This window comes from Ferviditalea candida, from assembly GCF_035282765.1.
GTDB classification, from domain to species: Bacteria; Bacillota; Bacilli; order Paenibacillales; family KCTC-25726; genus Ferviditalea; species Ferviditalea candida.
In genome coordinates this window covers 18209-37419 of sequence record NZ_JAYJLD010000012.1, presented here as the reverse complement: position 1 = coordinate 37419, position 19211 = coordinate 18209, and the positions used below count along the sequence as shown (strand labels likewise).

The 19211-nt window shown below is 52.3% G+C and carries 20 protein-coding genes, 1 pseudogene and 1 riboswitch; of the genes and pseudogenes, 18 read left to right on the top strand and 3 right to left on the bottom strand.

What is annotated here, in order from left to right:
* Position 1: 1 nt before the first annotated feature.
* From VF724_RS10025 to thiE, 11 genes are all read left to right on the top strand, one after another.
* On the top strand, positions 2–316 hold the full coding sequence (locus VF724_RS10025; RefSeq protein ID WP_371754105.1) for a rhodanese-like domain-containing protein: 315 nt from the start codon (positions 2–4) through the stop codon (positions 314–316).
* A 46-nt stretch (positions 317–362) separates the two neighbouring features.
* On the top strand, positions 363–746 hold the full coding sequence (locus VF724_RS10020) for a rhodanese-like domain-containing protein (protein ID WP_371754104.1): 384 nt from the start codon (positions 363–365) through the stop codon (positions 744–746).
* Positions 747–963: 217 nt separating this feature from the next.
* On the top strand, positions 964–1380 hold the full coding sequence (locus VF724_RS10015; protein WP_371754103.1) for a CBS domain-containing protein: 417 nt from the start codon (positions 964–966) through the stop codon (positions 1378–1380).
* A gap of 20 nt (positions 1381–1400) precedes the next feature.
* Complete coding sequence (gene fni / locus VF724_RS10010; RefSeq protein ID WP_371754102.1) at positions 1401–2438, top strand: type 2 isopentenyl-diphosphate Delta-isomerase; 1038 nt, start codon at positions 1401–1403, stop codon at positions 2436–2438.
* 144 nt (positions 2439–2582) lie between these two features.
* Positions 2583–2686, top strand: a riboswitch (TPP riboswitch).
* Positions 2687–2787: 101 nt separating this feature from the next.
* Entirely contained in the window at positions 2788–3408 is a 621-nt protein-coding gene (tenI, locus tag VF724_RS10005) for a thiazole tautomerase TenI (protein WP_371754101.1), read from the top strand.
* Positions 3409–4548, top strand: coding sequence for a glycine oxidase ThiO (gene thiO, locus VF724_RS10000; RefSeq protein WP_371754100.1), 1140 nt, complete (start codon positions 3409–3411; stop codon positions 4546–4548).
* A gap of 6 nt (positions 4549–4554) precedes the next feature.
* Positions 4555–4758 carry a sulfur carrier protein ThiS gene (gene thiS, locus VF724_RS09995; protein WP_371754099.1) on the top strand — a complete coding sequence of 68 codons (204 nt, stop codon included), beginning with the start codon at positions 4555–4557 and terminating at the stop codon, positions 4756–4758.
* 1 nt (position 4759) lies between these two features.
* A complete protein-coding gene (locus VF724_RS09990; RefSeq protein ID WP_371754098.1) occupies positions 4760–5527 on the top strand; it encodes a thiazole synthase in 768 nt (255 codons plus the stop codon).
* A 41-nt stretch (positions 5528–5568) separates the two neighbouring features.
* Positions 5569–7353 carry a phosphomethylpyrimidine synthase ThiC gene (gene thiC, locus VF724_RS09985; RefSeq protein WP_371754097.1) on the top strand — a complete coding sequence of 595 codons (1785 nt, stop codon included), beginning with the start codon at positions 5569–5571 and terminating at the stop codon, positions 7351–7353.
* An 18-nt stretch (positions 7354–7371) separates the two neighbouring features.
* Complete coding sequence (gene thiD / locus VF724_RS09980) at positions 7372–8223, top strand: bifunctional hydroxymethylpyrimidine kinase/phosphomethylpyrimidine kinase (RefSeq protein ID WP_371754096.1); 852 nt, start codon at positions 7372–7374, stop codon at positions 8221–8223.
* Positions 8224–8342: 119 nt separating this feature from the next.
* Positions 8343–8978 carry a thiamine phosphate synthase gene (thiE, locus tag VF724_RS09975; RefSeq protein ID WP_371754164.1) on the top strand — a complete coding sequence of 212 codons (636 nt, stop codon included), beginning with the start codon at positions 8343–8345 and terminating at the stop codon, positions 8976–8978.
* 168 nt (positions 8979–9146) lie between these two features.
* Here the strand turns inward: thiE and VF724_RS09970 are convergent, their stop codons facing one another.
* The 3 genes and pseudogenes from VF724_RS09970 to VF724_RS09960 form a co-directional block, all read right to left on the bottom strand.
* On the bottom strand, positions 9147–9476 hold the full coding sequence (locus VF724_RS09970; protein WP_371754095.1) for a type II toxin-antitoxin system antitoxin: 330 nt from the start codon (positions 9474–9476) through the stop codon (positions 9147–9149).
* A 65-nt stretch (positions 9477–9541) separates the two neighbouring features.
* Positions 9542–10053 (bottom strand): annotated as a pseudogene (locus tag VF724_RS09965) (SPFH domain-containing protein); the annotation flags it as partial.
* Positions 10054–10067: 14 nt separating this feature from the next.
* Positions 10068–10631, bottom strand: coding sequence for a DUF2202 domain-containing protein (locus VF724_RS09960; RefSeq protein ID WP_371754094.1), 564 nt, complete (start codon positions 10629–10631; stop codon positions 10068–10070).
* A 171-nt stretch (positions 10632–10802) separates the two neighbouring features.
* Here VF724_RS09960 and VF724_RS09955 point away from each other — a divergent pair, with 171 nt between their 5' ends.
* The 7 genes from VF724_RS09955 to VF724_RS09925 all read left to right on the top strand — a co-directional run bounded on the left by VF724_RS09955 (position 10803) and on the right by VF724_RS09925 (position 19153).
* Positions 10803–12542 carry a sigma 54-interacting transcriptional regulator gene (locus tag VF724_RS09955; RefSeq protein ID WP_371754093.1) on the top strand — a complete coding sequence of 580 codons (1740 nt, stop codon included), beginning with the start codon at positions 10803–10805 and terminating at the stop codon, positions 12540–12542.
* A 228-nt stretch (positions 12543–12770) separates the two neighbouring features.
* Positions 12771–13583, top strand: coding sequence for a carbon-nitrogen hydrolase family protein (locus tag VF724_RS09950; protein WP_371754092.1), 813 nt, complete (start codon positions 12771–12773; stop codon positions 13581–13583).
* Positions 13584–13606: 23 nt separating this feature from the next.
* On the top strand, positions 13607–15055 hold the full coding sequence (locus tag VF724_RS09945; protein WP_371754091.1) for an NCS1 family transporter: 1449 nt from the start codon (positions 13607–13609) through the stop codon (positions 15053–15055).
* Positions 15056–15116: 61 nt separating this feature from the next.
* The gene (locus VF724_RS09940; RefSeq protein ID WP_371754090.1) at positions 15117–16001 is read left to right on the top strand and encodes a polysaccharide deacetylase family protein; all 885 of its coding nucleotides are present in this window, start codon (positions 15117–15119) and stop codon (positions 15999–16001) included.
* A 119-nt stretch (positions 16002–16120) separates the two neighbouring features.
* Positions 16121–16471 (top strand): hypothetical protein, encoded by a 351-nt coding sequence (locus VF724_RS09935; RefSeq protein WP_371754089.1) that lies wholly within the window; start codon positions 16121–16123, stop codon positions 16469–16471.
* A gap of 2 nt (positions 16472–16473) precedes the next feature.
* On the top strand, positions 16474–17511 hold the full coding sequence (locus VF724_RS09930) for a CobW family GTP-binding protein (RefSeq protein ID WP_371754088.1): 1038 nt from the start codon (positions 16474–16476) through the stop codon (positions 17509–17511).
* Between the two features lie 214 nt (positions 17512–17725).
* Positions 17726–19153 carry an NAD-dependent malic enzyme gene (locus tag VF724_RS09925; protein ID WP_371754087.1) on the top strand — a complete coding sequence of 476 codons (1428 nt, stop codon included), beginning with the start codon at positions 17726–17728 and terminating at the stop codon, positions 19151–19153.
* The last annotated feature ends 58 nt before the right edge of the window (positions 19154–19211 follow it).

Here is a 19211-nt window from a genome sequence, read left to right as displayed (position 1 = left end):
CATGGCGAAATATCGGGGTCAATCTCCCCAGGAAGTCCTTGACAGACTGCGGAGAAAAGCGAAGTTTCGAATTCTCGACGTGCGGGAGCCTGAGGAGTGGCTTTCCGGACATATTCCCGGAGCCATTCATATCCCGATGGGACAAATCACCCAACGATTGGAAGAGATCGATCCCGATGAAGAATTGATCGTGGTTTGCCGAAGCGGCAATCGCAGCGGTATGGTTTGCGATTATTTAAGCGAGCGGGGGTATAATGTCGTCAATATGTCCGGCGGCATGATGGCTTGGCCCGGGGAAGTGGAGTTCGACGACTAGCAATGCTTCAACAAGTATAAATCATGGATTGAGGAGAGAAGAAACAATGGATTCGTCAACGGTTATCAACATTCTTATCTTTGCCTTGGCAGCCTGGTTCATTTATTCCAGATTTGCTCCGACTAAGGGACTCAAGACGCTGAAAGACCCGGACTTCCAAAAGGAGCTGCAGCAGAAAGACAATTTTTTGGCGGATGTGCGTGAACCGCATGAATATCAAAGAGGGCATATCCAGGGAGCGGTCAATATACCTTTGTCGCAATTAAGAAACCGCATCAACGATTTTCCCAATGACAAACCGATTTATCTCTACTGCCAAAGCGGAATGCGCAGCAAACAGGCGGCCAAAATATTAAGCAAAAGCGGCAAAACCCAATTGGCTCACCTGCTTGGCGTCATCAGCGCTTACAGCGGAAAAGTCGTAAAATAAGCTGGTCAAGCTGTCTTCTGAATTGGGACTGCTGATTAAGTTTCGTGCTGGAACGGTTTTATCTCTGCCCAAGCTGCGGCATTGAATATTCCGTTTCTTTTTTTTTACGGGATTTTTTGGACGTTCATCCGGGATAATGTCCGCTTGCTCTATCACCAGAAGATTTGTCATAATAATATAGAGTGCATGCTTACATCTGAAGAAAGGAAGTTAACGGATGAATATCGCTTTTTTTCTGGTTCCGAAAAATGAGGTCGTCTGCCTGTCTCCGGATTCCACAATAAGGCAGGCGCTGGAACGGATGGAGTACCATCGGTTTTCGGCGGTTCCGCTGTTGGATCAGGACGGCAGATATGTGGGGACCATCACTGAGGGGGATTTGCTGTGGAAGCTGAAAAACACGGCCGGCTTGAGTTTCGAATCCTCCCATAAAGCCTATCTGAAAGATGTTCCGCAAAGAATGCATAACAAACCGGTGCATGTGGATTCGCAAATCGAAGACCTTATCTCTTTGGCCAAGGTGCAGAATTTTGTTCCCGTAATCGACGATAAAGCGATTTTTATCGGTATTATCCGCAGAAGCGATATTATAGATTATTGTGCAAAATTGTTGTTCAAGCAAGAACAAAAGTAGTTGTCGAAAGGGGCATTCGGATGAAGGAAGAAAAATCGGAAGATCCGGAAAAACGCAAAAGCGAGCATATCCGGATCTGCCTGAACGAAAATGTCCAGGGAGAAAATATCACGACTGGCTTTGAGCGCTGGCGTTTCCGGCATAATCCGCTGCCCGAAATCGATTTTTCGGAAATCGATTTATCATCGGTGTTTTTGGATAAGCCGCTAAAGGCGCCGCTGATGGTCAGCTCAATGACCGGGGGCACTGAGAAGGCGGCGCTCATCAACCGGAATTTGGCGGAAGCCGCCGGAGCGAGGGGCTGGGTATTGGGAGTGGGGTCGGCCCGGGCCGCACTGGAACGTGAGGAGCTATCGGCCTCCTTCAAGGTGCGGGAATTTGCCCCGGATATTCCGATTCTCGCCAACCTGGGAGCGGTGCAGCTCAATTACGGCTACGGCCTTGACGAATGCCGGAGGGCAGTGGAATTGGTGGGAGCGGATGCTCTCGTGCTGCACCTGAATGGTCTGCAGGAAGTGTTTCAACCGGGAGGGAATACGAACCTGAAGGGACTGCTGGCCAAAATCGAACGTTTATGCTCAAGCATTGAGGTTCCGGTCGGGGTGAAGGAAGTCGGCTGGGGAATCGGCGGGGAGGCTGCCCGCAAGCTGGCGGAAGCGGGCGTGAGCTTCATTGATGTCGCCGGGGCCGGGGGGACGTCATGGATTCAGGTGGAGAAGCATCGGTCGGCGGACAAAGTGCTGCGAAGGGCGGCGGAGACGTTTGCCGGCTGGGGAATCTCCACAGCGGAATGTGTGCGGGAGGCGCGCGCTGCTTTGCCTGACGCGTCAATTATTGCCAGCGGGGGAATCCGAAACGGGCTCGATGCGGCCAAAGCGATTGCGCTCGGCGCCGATTTGGCCGCCTTCGGCAGAATTTTGCTGGACCCCGCCGTACAATCGGCCGAGCTGCTGCATGAGGCTTTCGAGCAGATGGAGCTTGAATTGAAGATCGCCATGTTCGGGATTGGAGCTCCCAATTTGCATGCCTTGAGAAACACGGATGCGCTAATCATGTGAGAAACGGGTTGAGCAGGCGGCACTTCAAGCATCTGATGGAAAATCAAGCGGATTTGCCCGGAAATCATGAATTGTCGCGTAAAAACCGCATTTGCCAGCTGCACATATATATGGTAAATTGATTCTGAAATTGAATACGACATCGCAGAACACTAGGGGTGCCGCAAGGCTGAGATGAAACGCCGGGTTTCGATCCCTTTGAACCTGATCTGGTTAATGCCAGCGTAGGAAAGTGAACTGGAAGCGTGTTTCGGGTATGATGATGTTGTGCCCCAAGCTGATTATGCTTGCCACTCGCCTATGCGTCGAGTGGCTTTTTTATTTGTTTTTGAGGGGAGGGCAGACACGGATGACTTTTGTACCCCAATTTCATATTATTTCGACCGGTAAACTTGAATTCGAAAGAATTCAAGAGGTTGCCCGGCGAATCCATCCTCTCGTCGATGCGATCCATATCCGCGAGAAGGCGGCGGATGCGCGGATGCTGCTGGATTGCATCCGCGAGCTTGCAGCGGCGGGAATGCCGCTGTCGAAATTGATTGTCAATGACCGCGCGGATGTCGCGCGCGTCGCTGGGGTGAAGGGTGTTCATCTGGGAGGCCGAAGCCTTGACGTAAACAGCGTGAAGCAAGCTTTTCCCGGATTGCGGATCGGCCGTTCGTCGCACAGTCTGAAGGAGGCTGTGGACAGCGAGCGGCAGGGAGCCGATTACGTCATTTTTGGCCATGTGTATCCGACGGGCTCGAAGCCTGGCTTGCCGGCCAGAGGCTTGCAGGAATTGAAAACCGTCGCATCGAGTCTGTCGGTGCCGGTCATCGCTATCGGAGGCATCCGTCCGGAGCATGTTCCGGACGTTTTGAATGCGGGCGCCGCCGGGATCGCGGTGCTGTCGGGAGTCATGGAAGCGGATCGGCCGGAACAAGCGGCTGAAGATTATGTGCGGCAATTGCGCAAATGGGGGAGAGCTTGAATGAATGGACAAAAATATGATGCTGCCGTTATCGGAGGTGGGGTGATCGGAAGCGCGACCGCCTATTATTTGGCGAAGCAGGGTAAGAGCGTGATTCTTCTGGAGAATGAACGCCTGGGAGCGCAGGCATCCCGGGCTGCGGCCGGCATGCTTGCCGCGCAAGCGGAGATGGACGCGGACGATCCGCTGTTTGAATTGGCTGTAGCCAGCCGGCGGATGTTTCCGGAATTGGCAGCGGAGCTGAAGGAGTACAGCGGCATCGACATCGGGCTGCAGCGGAAAGGCTTGCTGAAGGTGGCGGTGAACGAAGCGCAGGCGGAGGAACTGAAAAGATCGGTTTCCCTGCAGATTGCGTCAGGCAGCCGGGCAGAATGGCTTTCAGGGGATGAAGCGCGCCGGCTGGAAAAGGGGCTGTCCGAGCATGTGGCGGGCGCCATCGGCTTTGCAGAGGACGGCCAAGTCAATGCGCCGGAGCTTTCTTTTGCATTTGCCAAGTCGGCTGCGCTCTTGGGAGCGGAAATCAGGGAATATGCCGAGGTCAGGCGGATTGCGGCCGTAAACGGAAGGATCGAAGGGGTGGAAACGCGAGCAGGACGGATTGCCTGCGACCAGGTGGCAATCGCCGGCGGAGTATGGAGCGGAGAATTGCTGGCGGATCTCGGCATCCGGCTTCCGCTCTATCCCGTGAAAGGAGAAGTTTTTTCCGTGGTTCATTCCGTTCCCCTATTAACACGCGTTATCTTCTCGCATGGCTGCTATCTGGTTCCCAAGCAAGGGGGCCGACTGGTGGTAGGGGCAACGACGCGGGAGGGCGATTATGACCGAAAAGTGACCGTGGACGGCTTGCTGGAGCTGATGAATAAAGCGCAGCGGCTGCTTCCCGGGATTGCCGGATGCGAATGGGAAAAGGCCTGGGCAGGACTGCGTCCGCAAACGCCTGACGGACTGCCGTATTTGGGCAGAGTTGAGGGACTTGAAGGTTTGTATATTGCCGCCGGACATTTCCGCAACGGCATCCTGCTCAGTCCGATTACGGGCAGGCTCATTGCGGAGATGATGGCAGGCAGTGGGGCAGAGGATGAAAGGCTGCGTCCCTTCAGACCGGATAGATTTGCTGAACACGAAAGAAAGGGAAGGTGAACCAAATTGCGGATTGGCGTGAACGGGGAGGAAGTCGAGGTTCCCGATTCCATTGGCTCCGTATCGGATTTGCTGCGCCATTTTGATTTGCAGAACAAGGTGGTGGTCGTGGAGCTGAACAAGCAGATTGTGCAGCAGCAAGCGCATTCCATCACAGCTCTGGCCGAAGGGGACCGGGTGGAAATCGTACATTTTGTGGGAGGCGGTTAAGTTGTTGAAAATAGGTCCGTATGAGTTTCGTTCCAGACTTCTGCTCGGCACCGGGAAATTTCCCGATCTGCATGTGCAGAAAGAAGCGGTGGACGTCTCAGAAACACAAATCTTGACGTTTGCGGTTCGGCGCATGAATATCTTCCAGCCGGATCAACCGAATTTTCTGCAGATGCTGGATTTACAAGCGTATACCCTGCTGCCCAACACTGCAGGAGCGAGAACGGCTGAGGAAGCTATCCGCATCGCAAGGCTGTCCAAAGCATCGGGGCTGTGCCACATGGTCAAGGTGGAGGTGATCGGCGACGACCGGACGCTGCTGCCCGATCCGATCGAGACGATCAAAGCCTCGGAACAGCTGCTTGAAGAAGGCTTTATCGTGCTCGCTTACATCTCGGACGACGTCATTCTCGCGCGAAGGCTACAGGAGCTGGGTGTGCATGCGGTGATGCCCGGCGCTTCCCCGATCGGCTCCGGCCAAGGCATTGTCAATCCGCTGAACCTCAGCTTCATCATTGAGGAGGCGCGCGTGCCGGTGATTGTCGATGCGGGTATCGGGGGCCCTGCGGATGCCGCTCTGGCCATGGAAATGGGGGCTGACGGCGTGCTGTTGAACACCGCGGTGTCCGGAGCGAAGGATCCGGTGAAGATGGCGATGGCCATGAAGCTGGCCGTGGAAGCGGGCAGGCTCGGATTTGAAGCGGGCAGAATTCCGAAAAAACGGTATGCGACCGCCAGCAGTCCGGCGGAAGGCATGCTGAGCAGTTGAACGCAATTCGAAAAAAATTAATTTTGCGGGGGGATTAACCTATGTCAGTGAATCCGTTCAATCCAACGAACGCCCAGATCATGTCTGGCTTTCCGGGCAGCCGAAAGGTTTATGTGGAGGGCTCACGCCCGGATATTCAAGTTCCGATGCGGGAAATCGCGCTTCATCCGACTTCGGGCAGCAACGGGAGAACGGAAGAGAATCCGCCGGTGCGCGTATACGATACCAGCGGACCTTACACGGATTCCCGGTTTACGGCCGATATTCGCAAGGGACTTCCCGCGCTGCGCAGCGGTTGGATTCTTGAGCGCGGCGACGTCGAAGCCTATCAGGGGCGGGAAGTGAAGCCGGAGGACAACGGATACGCGGAGGGCGATCCGCGCGCCAATCGGGAAGTTTTCCCGGGCTTGCAAAGAAAGCCGCTGCGCGCGAAGGATGGGCGCAATGTGACGCAAATGCATTATGCGCGGAAAGGCATCATTACTCCGGAAATGGAATTCATCGCGATTCGCGAGCAGGTGTCTCCGGAGTTCGTGCGCGATGAAGTGGCCCGGGGACGTGCGGTGATTCCGGCAAACATCAATCATCCGGAAAGCGAGCCGATGATCATCGGCCGGAATTTTCACGTCAAAATCAACGCGAATATCGGCAATTCGGCAGTCACTTCCTCGATTGAGGAAGAAGTGGAGAAAATGACCTGGGCGACGCGCTGGGGCACGGACACGATCATGGATCTATCCACCGGGAAGAACATTCACACCACCCGCGAATGGATTATCCGAAACTCTCCGGTTCCGGTCGGAACCGTGCCGATCTATCAGGCGCTGGAGAAAGTGAACGGATCGATCGAGGATTTATCCTGGGAAATTTACCGGGATACGCTGATCGAGCAGGCCGAGCAGGGCGTAGATTATTTCACCATCCACGCAGGCGTGCTGCTGCGCTATATCCCGCTCACGGCAAACCGAGTGACGGGGATCGTCTCCCGCGGCGGCTCGATCATGGCCGGATGGTGCCTGGCTCATCATCAAGAAAACTTTCTGTATACTCATTTTGCGGAAATTTGCGAAATCATGAAAGCTTACGATGTTTCCTTCTCGCTGGGCGACGGTCTGCGTCCGGGCTCGATTGCGGACGCGAATGACGAAGCCCAATTTGCCGAGCTGCGGACGCTGGGCGAACTGACCAAGATTGCGTGGGAGCACGATGTGCAGGTGATTATTGAAGGCCCGGGGCATGTGCCGATGAACAAGATCAAAGAAAATGTGGAACTGCAGATGGAAATCTGCCAGGAGGCGCCGTTTTACACGCTCGGGCCGCTGACCACGGATATCGCTCCGGGATACGATCACATCACCTCGGCCATCGGCGCCGCAATGATCGGCTGGTACGGAACGGCGATGCTTTGCTATGTTACGCCTAAAGAGCATCTGGGGCTGCCGAACAAAAACGATGTCCGGGACGGGGTGATCGCTTACAAAATTGCCGCTCACGCCGCCGATCTGGCCAAAGGCCATCCGGGCGCGCAAAAACGGGACGATGCGCTTTCCAAAGCGCGCTTCGAATTCCGCTGGCGCGACCAATTCAATCTCTCCCTCGATCCGGAAAGGGCGATGGAGTACCATGACGAAACGCTTCCGGCCGAAGGGGCCAAATCCGCGCACTTTTGTTCGATGTGCGGACCGAAGTTCTGCAGCATGCGAATCACCCAGGACATTCGCGATTACGCGGCCGTCAAAGGCATCGATGAGGAAACGGCGATTTCCGAAGGATTCAAAGAGAAGGCGCGGGAATTCAAGGATTCAGGCGGCAGCATTTACGTTTGATGAAAAGAGGAATCGGGCATGAGCATTCGCAAAGCGCTGACGATCGCCGGGTCCGACAGCGGCGGAGGTGCCGGGATTCAAGCGGACCTGAAAACGTTTCAGGAGCTGGGCGTATACGGAATGTCCGTGATTACCGCGGTCACTGCGCAAAACACGCTCGGCGTGCAAGCCGTATATCCACTGGGAGCGGAGGCGGTCATTCGGCAGATGGATTCCATCGCTGCCGATTTGGCTCCGGACGCGGTCAAGACGGGGATGCTGGTTGACCGCGAGCTCATGGAGACGACTGCGGAGCAGATCCGCAAGCACGGTTGGCGGAACCTGGTCGTCGATCCCGTCATGTCTGCCAAGGGCGGAGTATTGCTGCTGCACAAAGAGGCGGTTGAAGCGATGAAGCTTCGTCTTCTGCCGTTGGCCGAGGTCGTAACGCCCAACATTCCGGAAGCCGAAATTCTCTCAGGCCTCCCGATCGTTTCCGAGGAACAGCGCAAAGAGGCCGCGAGAAAAATTCACGCCTGCGGATCCAAGTATGTGGTGATCAAAGGGGGGCACGGAAACGAACCGGATCTGGCAACCGATTTGATCTATGACGGCGAACGCTTCACGGAGCTGTCCGGCAGACGGGTCGCGACCAGGCATTCCCACGGTACGGGCTGCACGTTCGCCGCGGCGATCGCCGCCGGGCTTGCCCAAGGGATTGGCGTTCTGCAGGCGGTGCAAACCGCCAAGCAGTTCATTCAAGCGGCGCTTGAAGAGGAGTTGGGGATCGGCGGCGGACACGGTCCGACCAATCATTGGGCGTTCCGGCGCAGATTGCTGAAGAATCCGCCGGGCGCGGATTCGGGCAGGGAGGGCGGCATATGGAAATGAACGACAGGTTCGAACTGTCGCGAAGAAGCCATTCCTTGAGGAAAAGCGAGACTTTGAGAAGCGAGACCTTGGGAAGCCATTCTTTACTATTGCGAGAACGGCCGCTGCTGTATCTGGTCATGGGCAGCGCCAATTGTTTGCGGGACCCGCTGGAGACGGCGCGGCACGCAATTCAGGGCGGTGTCGGCCTGATCCAGTTCCGTGAGAAAGGGCCGGGTTGTCTGGAAGGGGCGGAAAAAATCCGCCTGGCTCAGGAGCTGCAAGCCATCTGCCGGGAGAACGGCGTGCCGTTTATCGTCAATGACGATTTGGAATTGGCCTGTATGCTGGATGCGGACGGAATTCATATCGGACAGGAAGACGAGCCGATGGAGCGGGTCAGACGGAGCATGTCCGGCAAAATCGTCGGGGTGTCCGTGCACAATCTTGCGGAGGCGGTGCAGGCTGTCAGGGATGGGGCTGATTATTTGGGGGCAGGACCGATGTATCCCACCGCGACCAAGAAAGATGCGAGGGAGGTTCAAGGGCCCGCCTTAATTCGGGAGCTGCGTGCAGGCGGCATTACCGCCCCGCTGATCGGCATCGGGGGAATCAATCCGGCCAACGCGGGATGCGTCATCCACGCTGGGGCGGATGGGATCGCGGTAATCACGGCGGTCACTGCCGCAGATTCGCCGTATGCGGCTGCGGAACAGCTGAGCAGGGCAATGCTTAATGAGCTGCAGACGGGAAGACAGCCCGAAGAAGATGGTTAATGGCTCAAAAGTATTCATTGGCAGGCTGCAAAATCATTTTTGAAATCTCATTTTGATTGCTGTTCGACGCAAGATTGAATACGGGATTTGATCTCAATTGACATGATTCCCGCGGACACCAGTGCCGCTAATTGAACAATTTTCACGAGTACCGCATAGATTTTCGAATTATAAGGCCTCTGCAGTCCATTGCCCCCGTACAGAACTCCCTCGGCCCGTACGGAACTCCCCGGGCCGATGACTGATATACTGCCAGCAGCCAGGGAAAAGACCACCCTTCCGGGTGGTCTTTTCATTGTGCGGCAACCATTTTTTCATCCCGTAATGTGCGTGCGCTTGACTCACCCGCCCGGATCGCGGCCGTCGTCCGAAACCGCCCGGCCCGGGGAGCCCTTTGGGCGGCCGGGAACCCGCCTGCTCCTGGGCCAGCGCATCCCTCAACAGAAATTCAATAATCGCGTTGACGCTGCGGAATTCATCCTTCGCCCATTTGGCCAATGTCTCGTACAGCCGCGGACCAAGCCGCAGCGGGAAATTTTTTTCCGGACATTTGCTCAGACCGCCTAATACAGGCTTCCGACATTCATGACGGGATTGGCTGAGCGATCCGAGACGATGGGACCATCATATTGTTGATCATGGCCGCTTTTCTTTCCTCATCCAGCGATATGCCGTTGTCCGCTTCAAGCCGCTCAATCGCCATCATCACCATGCCGACCGCATCTTCGACGATCTGCTGACGCGCAGAGACGATGGCGGACGCCTGCTGGCGCCGCAGCATGGCACCGGCAAATTTCCGTCGAGTAAGCCAAGTGGGTCAACCGGGCTTCCAGCACCCAACGCCGGCAAGCGACAGCCGATCCTGCAGCTCGCGGCTCAGCTGCTGCGCGATTTCATCCGCATTGTAACCTTCTCCGGAGAACAGATCATACGGATACTTGCTGGCTACATGACGAAGGGCGGTTTCGCTTTGGATCTCCACAAATTGCTTGTACTTGTTCACGTCGAACAGCGCTTTGGCCGTATCGATGACCTTGAACACAACGACAGCGGCAATTTCAATCGGATTGCCTTTGCACATCATGCCGTTTATTTGCCGTTCCCGACGGTCTGCGCCAATCCTCTCCGGAAGGCCGCAAGGTGTTCTTTGGATGCGTCTCTTATCTCGGAAAAGACTTTTTTGACGTCGGACGGCACATTCGTTTTTAAAAATCGTTCGTACATGGCGATATTGTCTAACTCTCCTTGAACCCCTAGAGCATAAGCTTGCTTTAGGCTTCCGGGCAAACGGACGCTGTATCGGGCATTGTCCTTAGGAACCGGAATGCCGTATTTTTTGAACAAAGGAAGCAAAGCCTGAATAACCTTGTTCTCCGTTCTCCAGCTATTGGAGAAAATTTTTTGCTGTTCGTATTTTTCCAATATCATCCTGTATTTGGCCCGAGCCAAATATTCATCCTGCAGCGCGTAATTCAGCATTTCCCTCAGCGTGGGCGAGGGATTCCGCTTGGCCGCTTCGGCGCCGAGCGGGACATTGTCCAAGGCTTGCTTTCTGACTTGCTCCCGGGCTGTATTGGCCGTATCCGGATTGCACGCGGTTAACCCGCAAGCAGCCAGCACACAAAAACCGATAATTCCTGCAGCGAACTTCATATATTTCACCTCTTTAGAATGGTTTGGAAATATTTTGCGAAAAATCCTATTTTTTTATTCCGGAAACCGAACCCCTATGATTTGGGCGGTATGCTTTTTCTTGAATCTGGATTCCTCTTTTCCGCGTTTTTTTGATAAATTATTGTTAGGCAGCATGCAAAAGGAAGGGGAATGAAAGCAATGCTCGAGACGGATGCGCAAAAGGATCATCGTTCTTATTTGGATTTTATACCGCTGGGACTTATTTGTTTAAATACGGAATTAAGAATTACAATTGTGAATCGGTATGCGATGGAAAATCTTCACAGCAAGCAGGAAGAGGTGGTGGGAAAGCTGTGGCATCAATCATTTCCGGGGATTGAATTGCCGCTGGAGCCAAATACGCGGATAACGGTAAAAACCCTCAGCTTTTCTTATGGAGATGAATACTTTGTCGGACAAGTTGCCCCCTCTGAAGAGGATGGCAGGCTGACAGGATATACAGTCATTTTCCAAAATTCAAACGATCTTGAAGAAGTGACTAAGGAGTTGAACTCCTATAAGCAGCTCAATGCCGATTTAAAAGCCATTTTTGATACTTCCTATGATGTGATTTATGTTTCGGACGGGGAGGGAAATACGGTCCGTGTCAGTTCGGCCTGCGAAACGCTGTGGGGCTACAAGGAAAGCGAACTCATCGGGAAGAATGTATATCAGCTGGAAAAGGAAGGCGTGTTCAATCCGTCCGTAACTCGAATGGTGCTTGAAAAGAAGCATAAAATCACTTCCATCCAAACGACGAAAACCGGTCGAAGACTAATGGTTGTTGGCACTCCGATCAAAGATGAGGAAGGAAAAATCATACGGATCGTGAATGCTTCCCGGGACATTACCGAGATCAGCCAGCTGCAGATGGAATTGGAGATGTTTAAGCAGTTGACGGAAGGGTATAGACAAGAGCTGGATGTGTTGCGGAAACAAAACGAGACGGACAATAAGCTGGTTTACCGGAGCGAGAAAACGAAAAGGCTTGTTACATTATCCGAAAAAGTCGCCGGTGTGGATACGCCGGTTCTGCTGCTGGGAGAACCGGGAGTAGGCAAAGAGGTGGTTGCCGGCCATATTCATAAATGGAGCAAGCGCAGAAAAAATCCGTTTATCACTTTGAATTGCGGCGGCTTCCCGGAGAGTCTGCTGGAATACGAGCTGTTCGGGAGCGAGGAAGCGGGAACAGATGATGCGTCGCGAGTTCTGAAACGCGGATTGTTCGAAATGGCCAACGAGGGGACGCTGTTTCTTGATGAAATTGCGGAGCTTCCGATGGCGCTTCAAGCGAAGCTGCTGAGGGTGATGAAGGATAACGAAATCATGCGTGTCGGCGGGAAAAAACCGATTCCCATCAATGTCAGGCTCATTGCAGCAACCCATCATCATTTGGAGGACGCGATCAAAGCGGGCAAGTTCAGGGAAGATTTATATTACCGTTTGAATGTGGTGCCGATTTCTGTTCCTCCCTTAAGAGAAAGGAAAGAAGATATTCTTCCGTTAATTTTGCATTTTAAGGATCTCTTAAACAAAAAATACGGAATGGATAAACAATTTTCTTCATCGGTGGTCGAGAAGCTGCAAAGCTATTCATGGCCAGGTAATGTCCAGGAACTTCAGAATGTTATTGAAAGGCTGCTGGTCACAACCGACGGCAACCTGATCAACTCCTCTCATCTTCCGGATCATCTTCTGCAGGAATCCGGCAAATATAATGACGTTCAGGTGAATCGGATTATCCCGTTAAGGGAGGCGGTAGAGGCCGTTGAAAAGGGACTGCTCGAAATGGCTCAGCAAAAATACAGCTCCACTACCAAAATAGCGGAAATACTCGGTGTGAATCAATCCACGATCAGCAGGAAAATTCAGCAATATAAGAAAAAATAAATAGTCATGCATATATGCATAAAAGGTTATGCATATATGCATAATTCGGGTAGTGTCGGCAAAGTTAGACAAGAACATCTCATATTATTCGACAACTATAAATGAATGAGCAGAAAAACCTATGCATATATGCATAGGTTTTTCTGCTCAAAGATATTGTGAGATGAGCTGAAAGCTCGTAAAATCAGTACATAAGCGCTTACATGAATTCAAATAGGAGGTTATGCAATGGAGAATAATCCCACCTTGGCAAAAGTGGCGGCAATTCAGATGAACTGTGTGCTGGGGGATCGGGATAGGAATTTGGAAAAAGCCAGTCGACTTGTCGAGCAAGCCGTACAGAACAATGCGAACATGATTGTTCTTCCGGAGCTTTTTAATACCGGATACCGGGTAGAAGAAAAAGACATGGAATTGGCTGAACCAATCCCCGGACCGACTGTGGAATGGATGGAGAAAATCGCATCGAAATATGGAGTATATATGATTGCGGCCATACTGGAGAAAGGCGAAAGCGAGGGGTTGATCTACGATACCGCCGTATTAGTCGGTCCCGAGGGCCTTGCCGGATCGTATCGCAAAACCCATTTGTGGGATCAGGAGAATGTACGGTTTACCAAGGGAGATCAATTTCCGGTTTTTGCAACGCCTTACGGCAGAGTCGGCCTGCAGATTTGTTATGAGGTCGGTTTTCCCGAAGGCTCGAGGATCCTGAGCCTGAAAGGAGCGGATATCATGGTTTATCCGTCTGCGTTCGGAATGCCTCGATTGTATGCATGGGATCTTGCCACACGTTCAAGAGCGCTCGAGAACGGCGCATTCTTAATCGCCGCAAACCGGACGGGAGTGGAAAAAACGGAGACGGAATTCGCCGGCCACAGCCGAATTGTCGATCCGTTGGGTCGTGTGTTGGCTGAGGCGTTGGAAGAGGATGAGGTCATCATGGCGGAAATTGATCTTCAATTGGTAGCCAAGCAGCGCAGGACGATTCCTTATTTGCGGGATTTGAACCGCAAATTGATTTCCGATGAATACATTTAGAAAACAACAAGAGGAGTGATCTTATGGACAACAATCAGAACAATAGCTTGATTTCAAAAGAAATCCTGCCTGTCAAAAGCAAAGACCGTGTTATCTCAGGGTTAGGCTTCTTCAACATTTGGGTAGGCATGGCGGTTATCATCGCGACGTTTCTGATCGGAGGAAACGGAATCGATTCAATGACGGTCTGGCAGTTGGGATTCGCTATTTTTTTCGCTAACCTGATCATCGCCATTATCGGCAGCTTGAGCGGCGATATCGGGATTGAGCACGGGTTGTCATTTGCCGCTTACATGAGGGCGCCGTTCGGTACGGTCGGCGTGCATATTCCCGCAGTCAGCCGCGGGATTGTGGCCGCTGTCTGGTTCGGTATTCAAACCTATCTCGGAGCAGTTGCCATCAATGCGCTGGTAAATAGTTTAACCGGTTTTGATTCGTGGTTCACCTGGTACGTGATTTTTGCCATCCTGCAAATCGTCAACACGGCGATGGGAATCAAGGCGATTGACCGATTCGCGATCATCGCGGCGCCTTCGATTATCATCATATCGATTTGGATTTTCATGCGGATGAACGGAATGGCGGCAGACAAAGGAATTGATATCGCCACGTATGAAGGAACCAAAAACACAACGACTTGGCTGCTGGTGATGATCGCCAATATGGGCTTTTGGTCTGCTCTGGCCATTGATATTCCGAACATTACCCGCTATATCAAAGCGCCAGTCAAGGAGAAGAACTGGTTCAAACGCAATATCAACAACGTCATTCCGCACATTACAGCGCTTCCATTAGTACAAACCTTCATGGGCATTATTGGAGCGGTCAGCATTCTCGGCGCCGGCGACGCCAACCCGATCAATGTCATTCAAGGTACTGCAAGCGGGTGGACTTATGTCGTTCTCCTCCTGATGGTCGTATTGGCTCAATGGTCGACGAATACGGCAGCGAATCTTATTCCCGCTTCATTGACCTTCGTCAATGCGGGCGCCAAAATCCGCTTGTCTTATGTTTCCGGTATTGTATTGGCGGGAATTATCGGAACCATCGTGCAGCCGTGGGCGATCCTGAATAACCTGTTCTTGTATTTGGGCTATTACGGAGCCATCCTGTCGGCCGTTGCCGGAATTATTATCTGCGACTATTATCTGATCCGCAAGCGCCGTTTGAATGTCAAGGATCTTTACCGCGTCAACGGCCAATTCAGATATGACGGCGGCATCAACTGGGCCGGCATCATTGCCTGGATTATCGGCGGCGGTCTCGCGCTTTATTTCATGAATTATATGTATATTGTCGGTTTCCCGGCGGGATTTATCGCTTATTATATCCTGATGAAAGCTTGGTACCTCAAGAAGCATAAACAAGCCGAAGTGGAATCGGGTTACTCTGATGAGTACTTGGGAACCACTGCAGGACGCGACTGGGAGATCGAAGCCGGCGCGAAAACAGCTGCTGTCAAAGCATCGTGATTTGAGGAGTATTGTATTCAAACAATGCTGGAAATAATATCACTCGAAAGGGGCTAGAAAAATGGCAAAAAAAGAAATCCTTGTAGCGTATGGAATCGACGTTGATGCGGTCGCGGGTTGGCTTGGATCTTACGGCGGGGAAGATTCGCCGGACGATATTTCCCGGGGATTGTTCGCAGGCGAGGTCGGAACGGAAAGACTTCTCAAGCTGTTCGACAAATATAAATTGAGGACGACCTGGTTTATTCCCGGTCATTCAATTGAAACATTCCCTGAGCAAACCCGCAAGGTGGTCGAAGCGGGACATGAAGTCGGGATACACGGATATTCCCATGAAAATCCAATCGCCATGACCGAGCAGCAGGAAGAAACCGTTCTTTTGAAATGTATAGATCTGGTTGAAAAAATTTCAGGAAAGCGCCCGACCGGATATGTAGCGCCTTGGTGGGAATTTTCGAACATCACCAATGAATTGCTGTTGAAAAACGGGATCAAATATGACCACAGTTTGATGCATAACGATTTTCACCCTTATTACGTGAGAGTCGGCGACAGCTGGACAAGAATCGACTACTCGCAGCCGGCTGAAACCTGGATGAAGCCTCTGGCGAGAGGGACGGAAACGGATCTGATCGAGATTCCCGCGAACTGGTATTTGGATGATCTGCCGCCGATGATGTTTATCAAGAAGTCGCCCAACAGCCATGGTTTCGTAAATCCGAGGGATATTGAGCAAATGTGGAAAGATCAATTTGATTGGGTATACCGCGAGCATGACTACGCCGTATTCACCATGACGATCCATCCCGATGTCAGCGGACGTCCGCAGGTTCTGCTGATGCATGAGCGTTTGATTGAATATATCAACAGCCACGAAGGTGTCCGTTGGGTTACCTTTGACGAGATTGCGGACGATTTTGCTAAGCGCAATCCCAGAAACAAGTAAGCGGATCGAAGGAATATACGATTTAAGAAAGCTGAGAGCGGTATCGCGCACAACAATTCGGTTTCGTTTGTGCATGATATCGGTGCTCGGCTTTCCTCTATCATTTGGGGGTGAAGCATATGTGCGTACTATGCGGTGAATTTGTCATGAATATCCATTGGACAGATACAAGAAGAGGCGCTTCAGCGGATGGTGAAGTGATGGTGGGTGGCAGCAATCAAAGGAACAGGCAGAGAGAGCGTTCCGACCGGGTTCGTTTGGCCAACCGTCTTTTGGAATTCAGTGGGTTGAAGCTGGATGATTGGAGCGGAAGCAAATATGTGCTCCGCGACCGCAAAGGCAATACAACGATCATTCAGGATATGGGAGAATTATGGCCGGCAGTGGAAAAGATGCTCAGACGCAAGCTCGACCCTCTCGATCGCGACTTTTTAAAGCATTTCAATAAGAAGGATAAACCGGAGGGATAAACATGGGAGAGGCATCCAATCAAAAAATACCTGTCATCATAGTATCCGGTTTTTTGGGCAGCGGCAAAACCACACTCTTGTCCAAAGTGCTGGAGGACGAAAAGATGAAGCGTACTGCAGTTCTTGTAAATGAATACGGCAAGGTGGGGTTGGATCATCATCTGCTGGAACGGCTTGACGAAAAAACATTGCTGCTGGAGGGCGGCTGCGTCTGCTGTTCCACCCGCGAGGATTTGGTTGCGGGATTGTCTTCCCTTTTAAACCGGATTCAAAGAAACGAGTTGGGAACGATCGACCGGGTGGTGATCGAGACGACGGGATTGGCCGATCCGGCACCGATCCTTTTTACCATCCTGACACATCCCATGCTGCAGCATCATTTCTATATCCATCTGGTGATTGTGACGGTCGATGCGCTCAACGGAATTCGTCAATTGGAAAGCCAGCCGGAGTCGATCAAGCAAGTCACTTCGGCCGAAAAAATTATTCTCACAAAAACGGACATGGTTGAAGCGGAGCAAACAACAGCGGTCAAAAAAAGGTTGATGCGCTTGAATCCTTCCGCGGAAATTCTCGAAGTCATTAATGGAGAGACCGATTCCGAAGCTCTGTTTCTATCCGCCGAGAAAAATGCGGGCAGCGGTGCGTCCCGTCCCAAAAGGAGTGTGGGAGCGGAGGATGCCGGTCATGAGCAAGGAATGCTTGTTACCCGTTCTGTCTCGATTCTTTTTGATGATGCCTTGGACTGGAACGCTTTTGGCCTGTGGTTGAGCATGCTGCTGTATGCCCGGGGAGAGGATTTGCTTCGGGTCAAAGGACTGCTTGATGTCGGCGAAGCAGGGCCTGTTGTATTGAATGGTGTCCAACATATCATTCACCCCCCTGAGCATTTGAATGAGTGGCCGGACGGAATTCGAAGGTCGAGATTGATTTTTATCATGAAGTCGATAGATCCTTTATTGGTGATAGATTCATTGGAAGCTTTCCAGCATTTTCTCGGAGCCAAACCAAGCGGTATGGAACTCGAAGTGATCATTTGAACGTTCGGCGGACCATCCGATTAACAAATCTTATTTGCATAGAAAAATTATTGAATAGGCTGCCGTGCTGAGATTGCTTTTCACTCTACCACTTTTCTGTTACATTAATGAGTAGAGACATCAGATGTGTCAATCTATATAGTCATCAGATGTATAAAACCTCAGAAACATCAGATGTGTCCTTATTATAGGTTTTCGTGAGAGGGGAAAAAATATGGCGGTTCCAACAGGGGCGAGCACATCCATTATTTTGCGTTTGGAAATCAACCTCGAAGAGGTCAGCTTCGGGAAAATCGCTGCCGCGGTCAGTGACGGCGGCGGGGACATTGTGGCTGTGGACATGATTCAGCCGGGTAAAAATTCGACGATCCGCGATATCACAGTCAATGTTTATGACCAGTCCCACAGCAATCGGATCGTCAGACTGGTAGAAGAGATTCCCGGGGTCAAGGTCATCAACGTTTCCGACCAAACCTTTCTGCTGCATATCGGAGGCAAAATTGAAATTCAACCGAAAATGCCGATCAAAAACCGCAACGATTTGTCGCGGGTTTATACTCCCGGCGTCGCCAGAGTCTGCATGGCGATTCACGAAAAACCTTACCGGGCGTACTCGCTGACGATTAAGCGGAACACTGTCGCGGTCGTTTCCGACGGCTCGGCCGTGCTTGGCTTGGGCAACATCGGCCCGGAGGCGGCAATGCCCGTTATGGAAGGAAAGGCCATGCTGTTCAAGCAGCTGGCGGGAGTCGATGCGTTTCCGATTTGTCTGAATACCCAGGATACGGAAGAAATTATCTCGATCATCAAAGCGCTGGCTCCAACCTTCGGAGGCATCAATCTGGAGGATATCGCTTCTCCGCGCTGCTTCGAGATTGAACAAAGACTGACCGAGGAGCTGGATATCCCCGTGTTTCACGACGATCAGCACGGTACGGCGGTCGTCATGCTGGCAGGACTGCTGAATGCGTTGAAGCTTGTCGGCAAAAAGCTGGAGGACAGCAAAATCGTGATTTCCGGGATCGGGGCGGCAGGCGTTGCCAGCACCAAAATCCTCTTGGCCGCCGGTGCGAAAAACGTCATCGGCTGTGACCGCGAGGGCGCGCTGACGCGCAGTCAAACATATGACAGAGAGGTTTGGAACTGGTATGCGCATAATACGAACCCGGCATGCGAATCCGGCAGCATTTCCGAAGTCATCAAGGATGCGGATGTGTTCATCGGCGTATCCGCACCGGGAGTCATCAATGCGGATGATGTGAAACGGATGGCCAAGGATCCGATCGTGTTTGCGATGGCCAATCCGACGCCGGAGATTTCGCCAGATGAAGCCGAGCCCTTCGTCAGAGTCATGGCAACCGGACGCTCGGATTATCCGAATCAGATCAACAATGTGCTGTGCTTCCCGGGTTTGTTCCGCGGGGTGCTGGATTGCAGGGCTTCCCGGGTGACCGAAGGGATGAAGCTGGCGGCGGCCAAAGCCATCGCTTCGGTGGTCTCGGACGAGGAATTGAACGAGCAGTACATCATTCCCAGCGTATTCAATCAAGCTGTTGCGGAAAAAGTGAGCGAGGCCGTGATTGCCGCGGCTTATGAAGACGGCGTGGCAAGAAGGGACCGCAAGAAGGTCATGAAGAAATAGCGCAGTCATTCAACAGCCGGGGGAATTTTTTATGCCTCCGGCTAATTTGCGGAAAGCG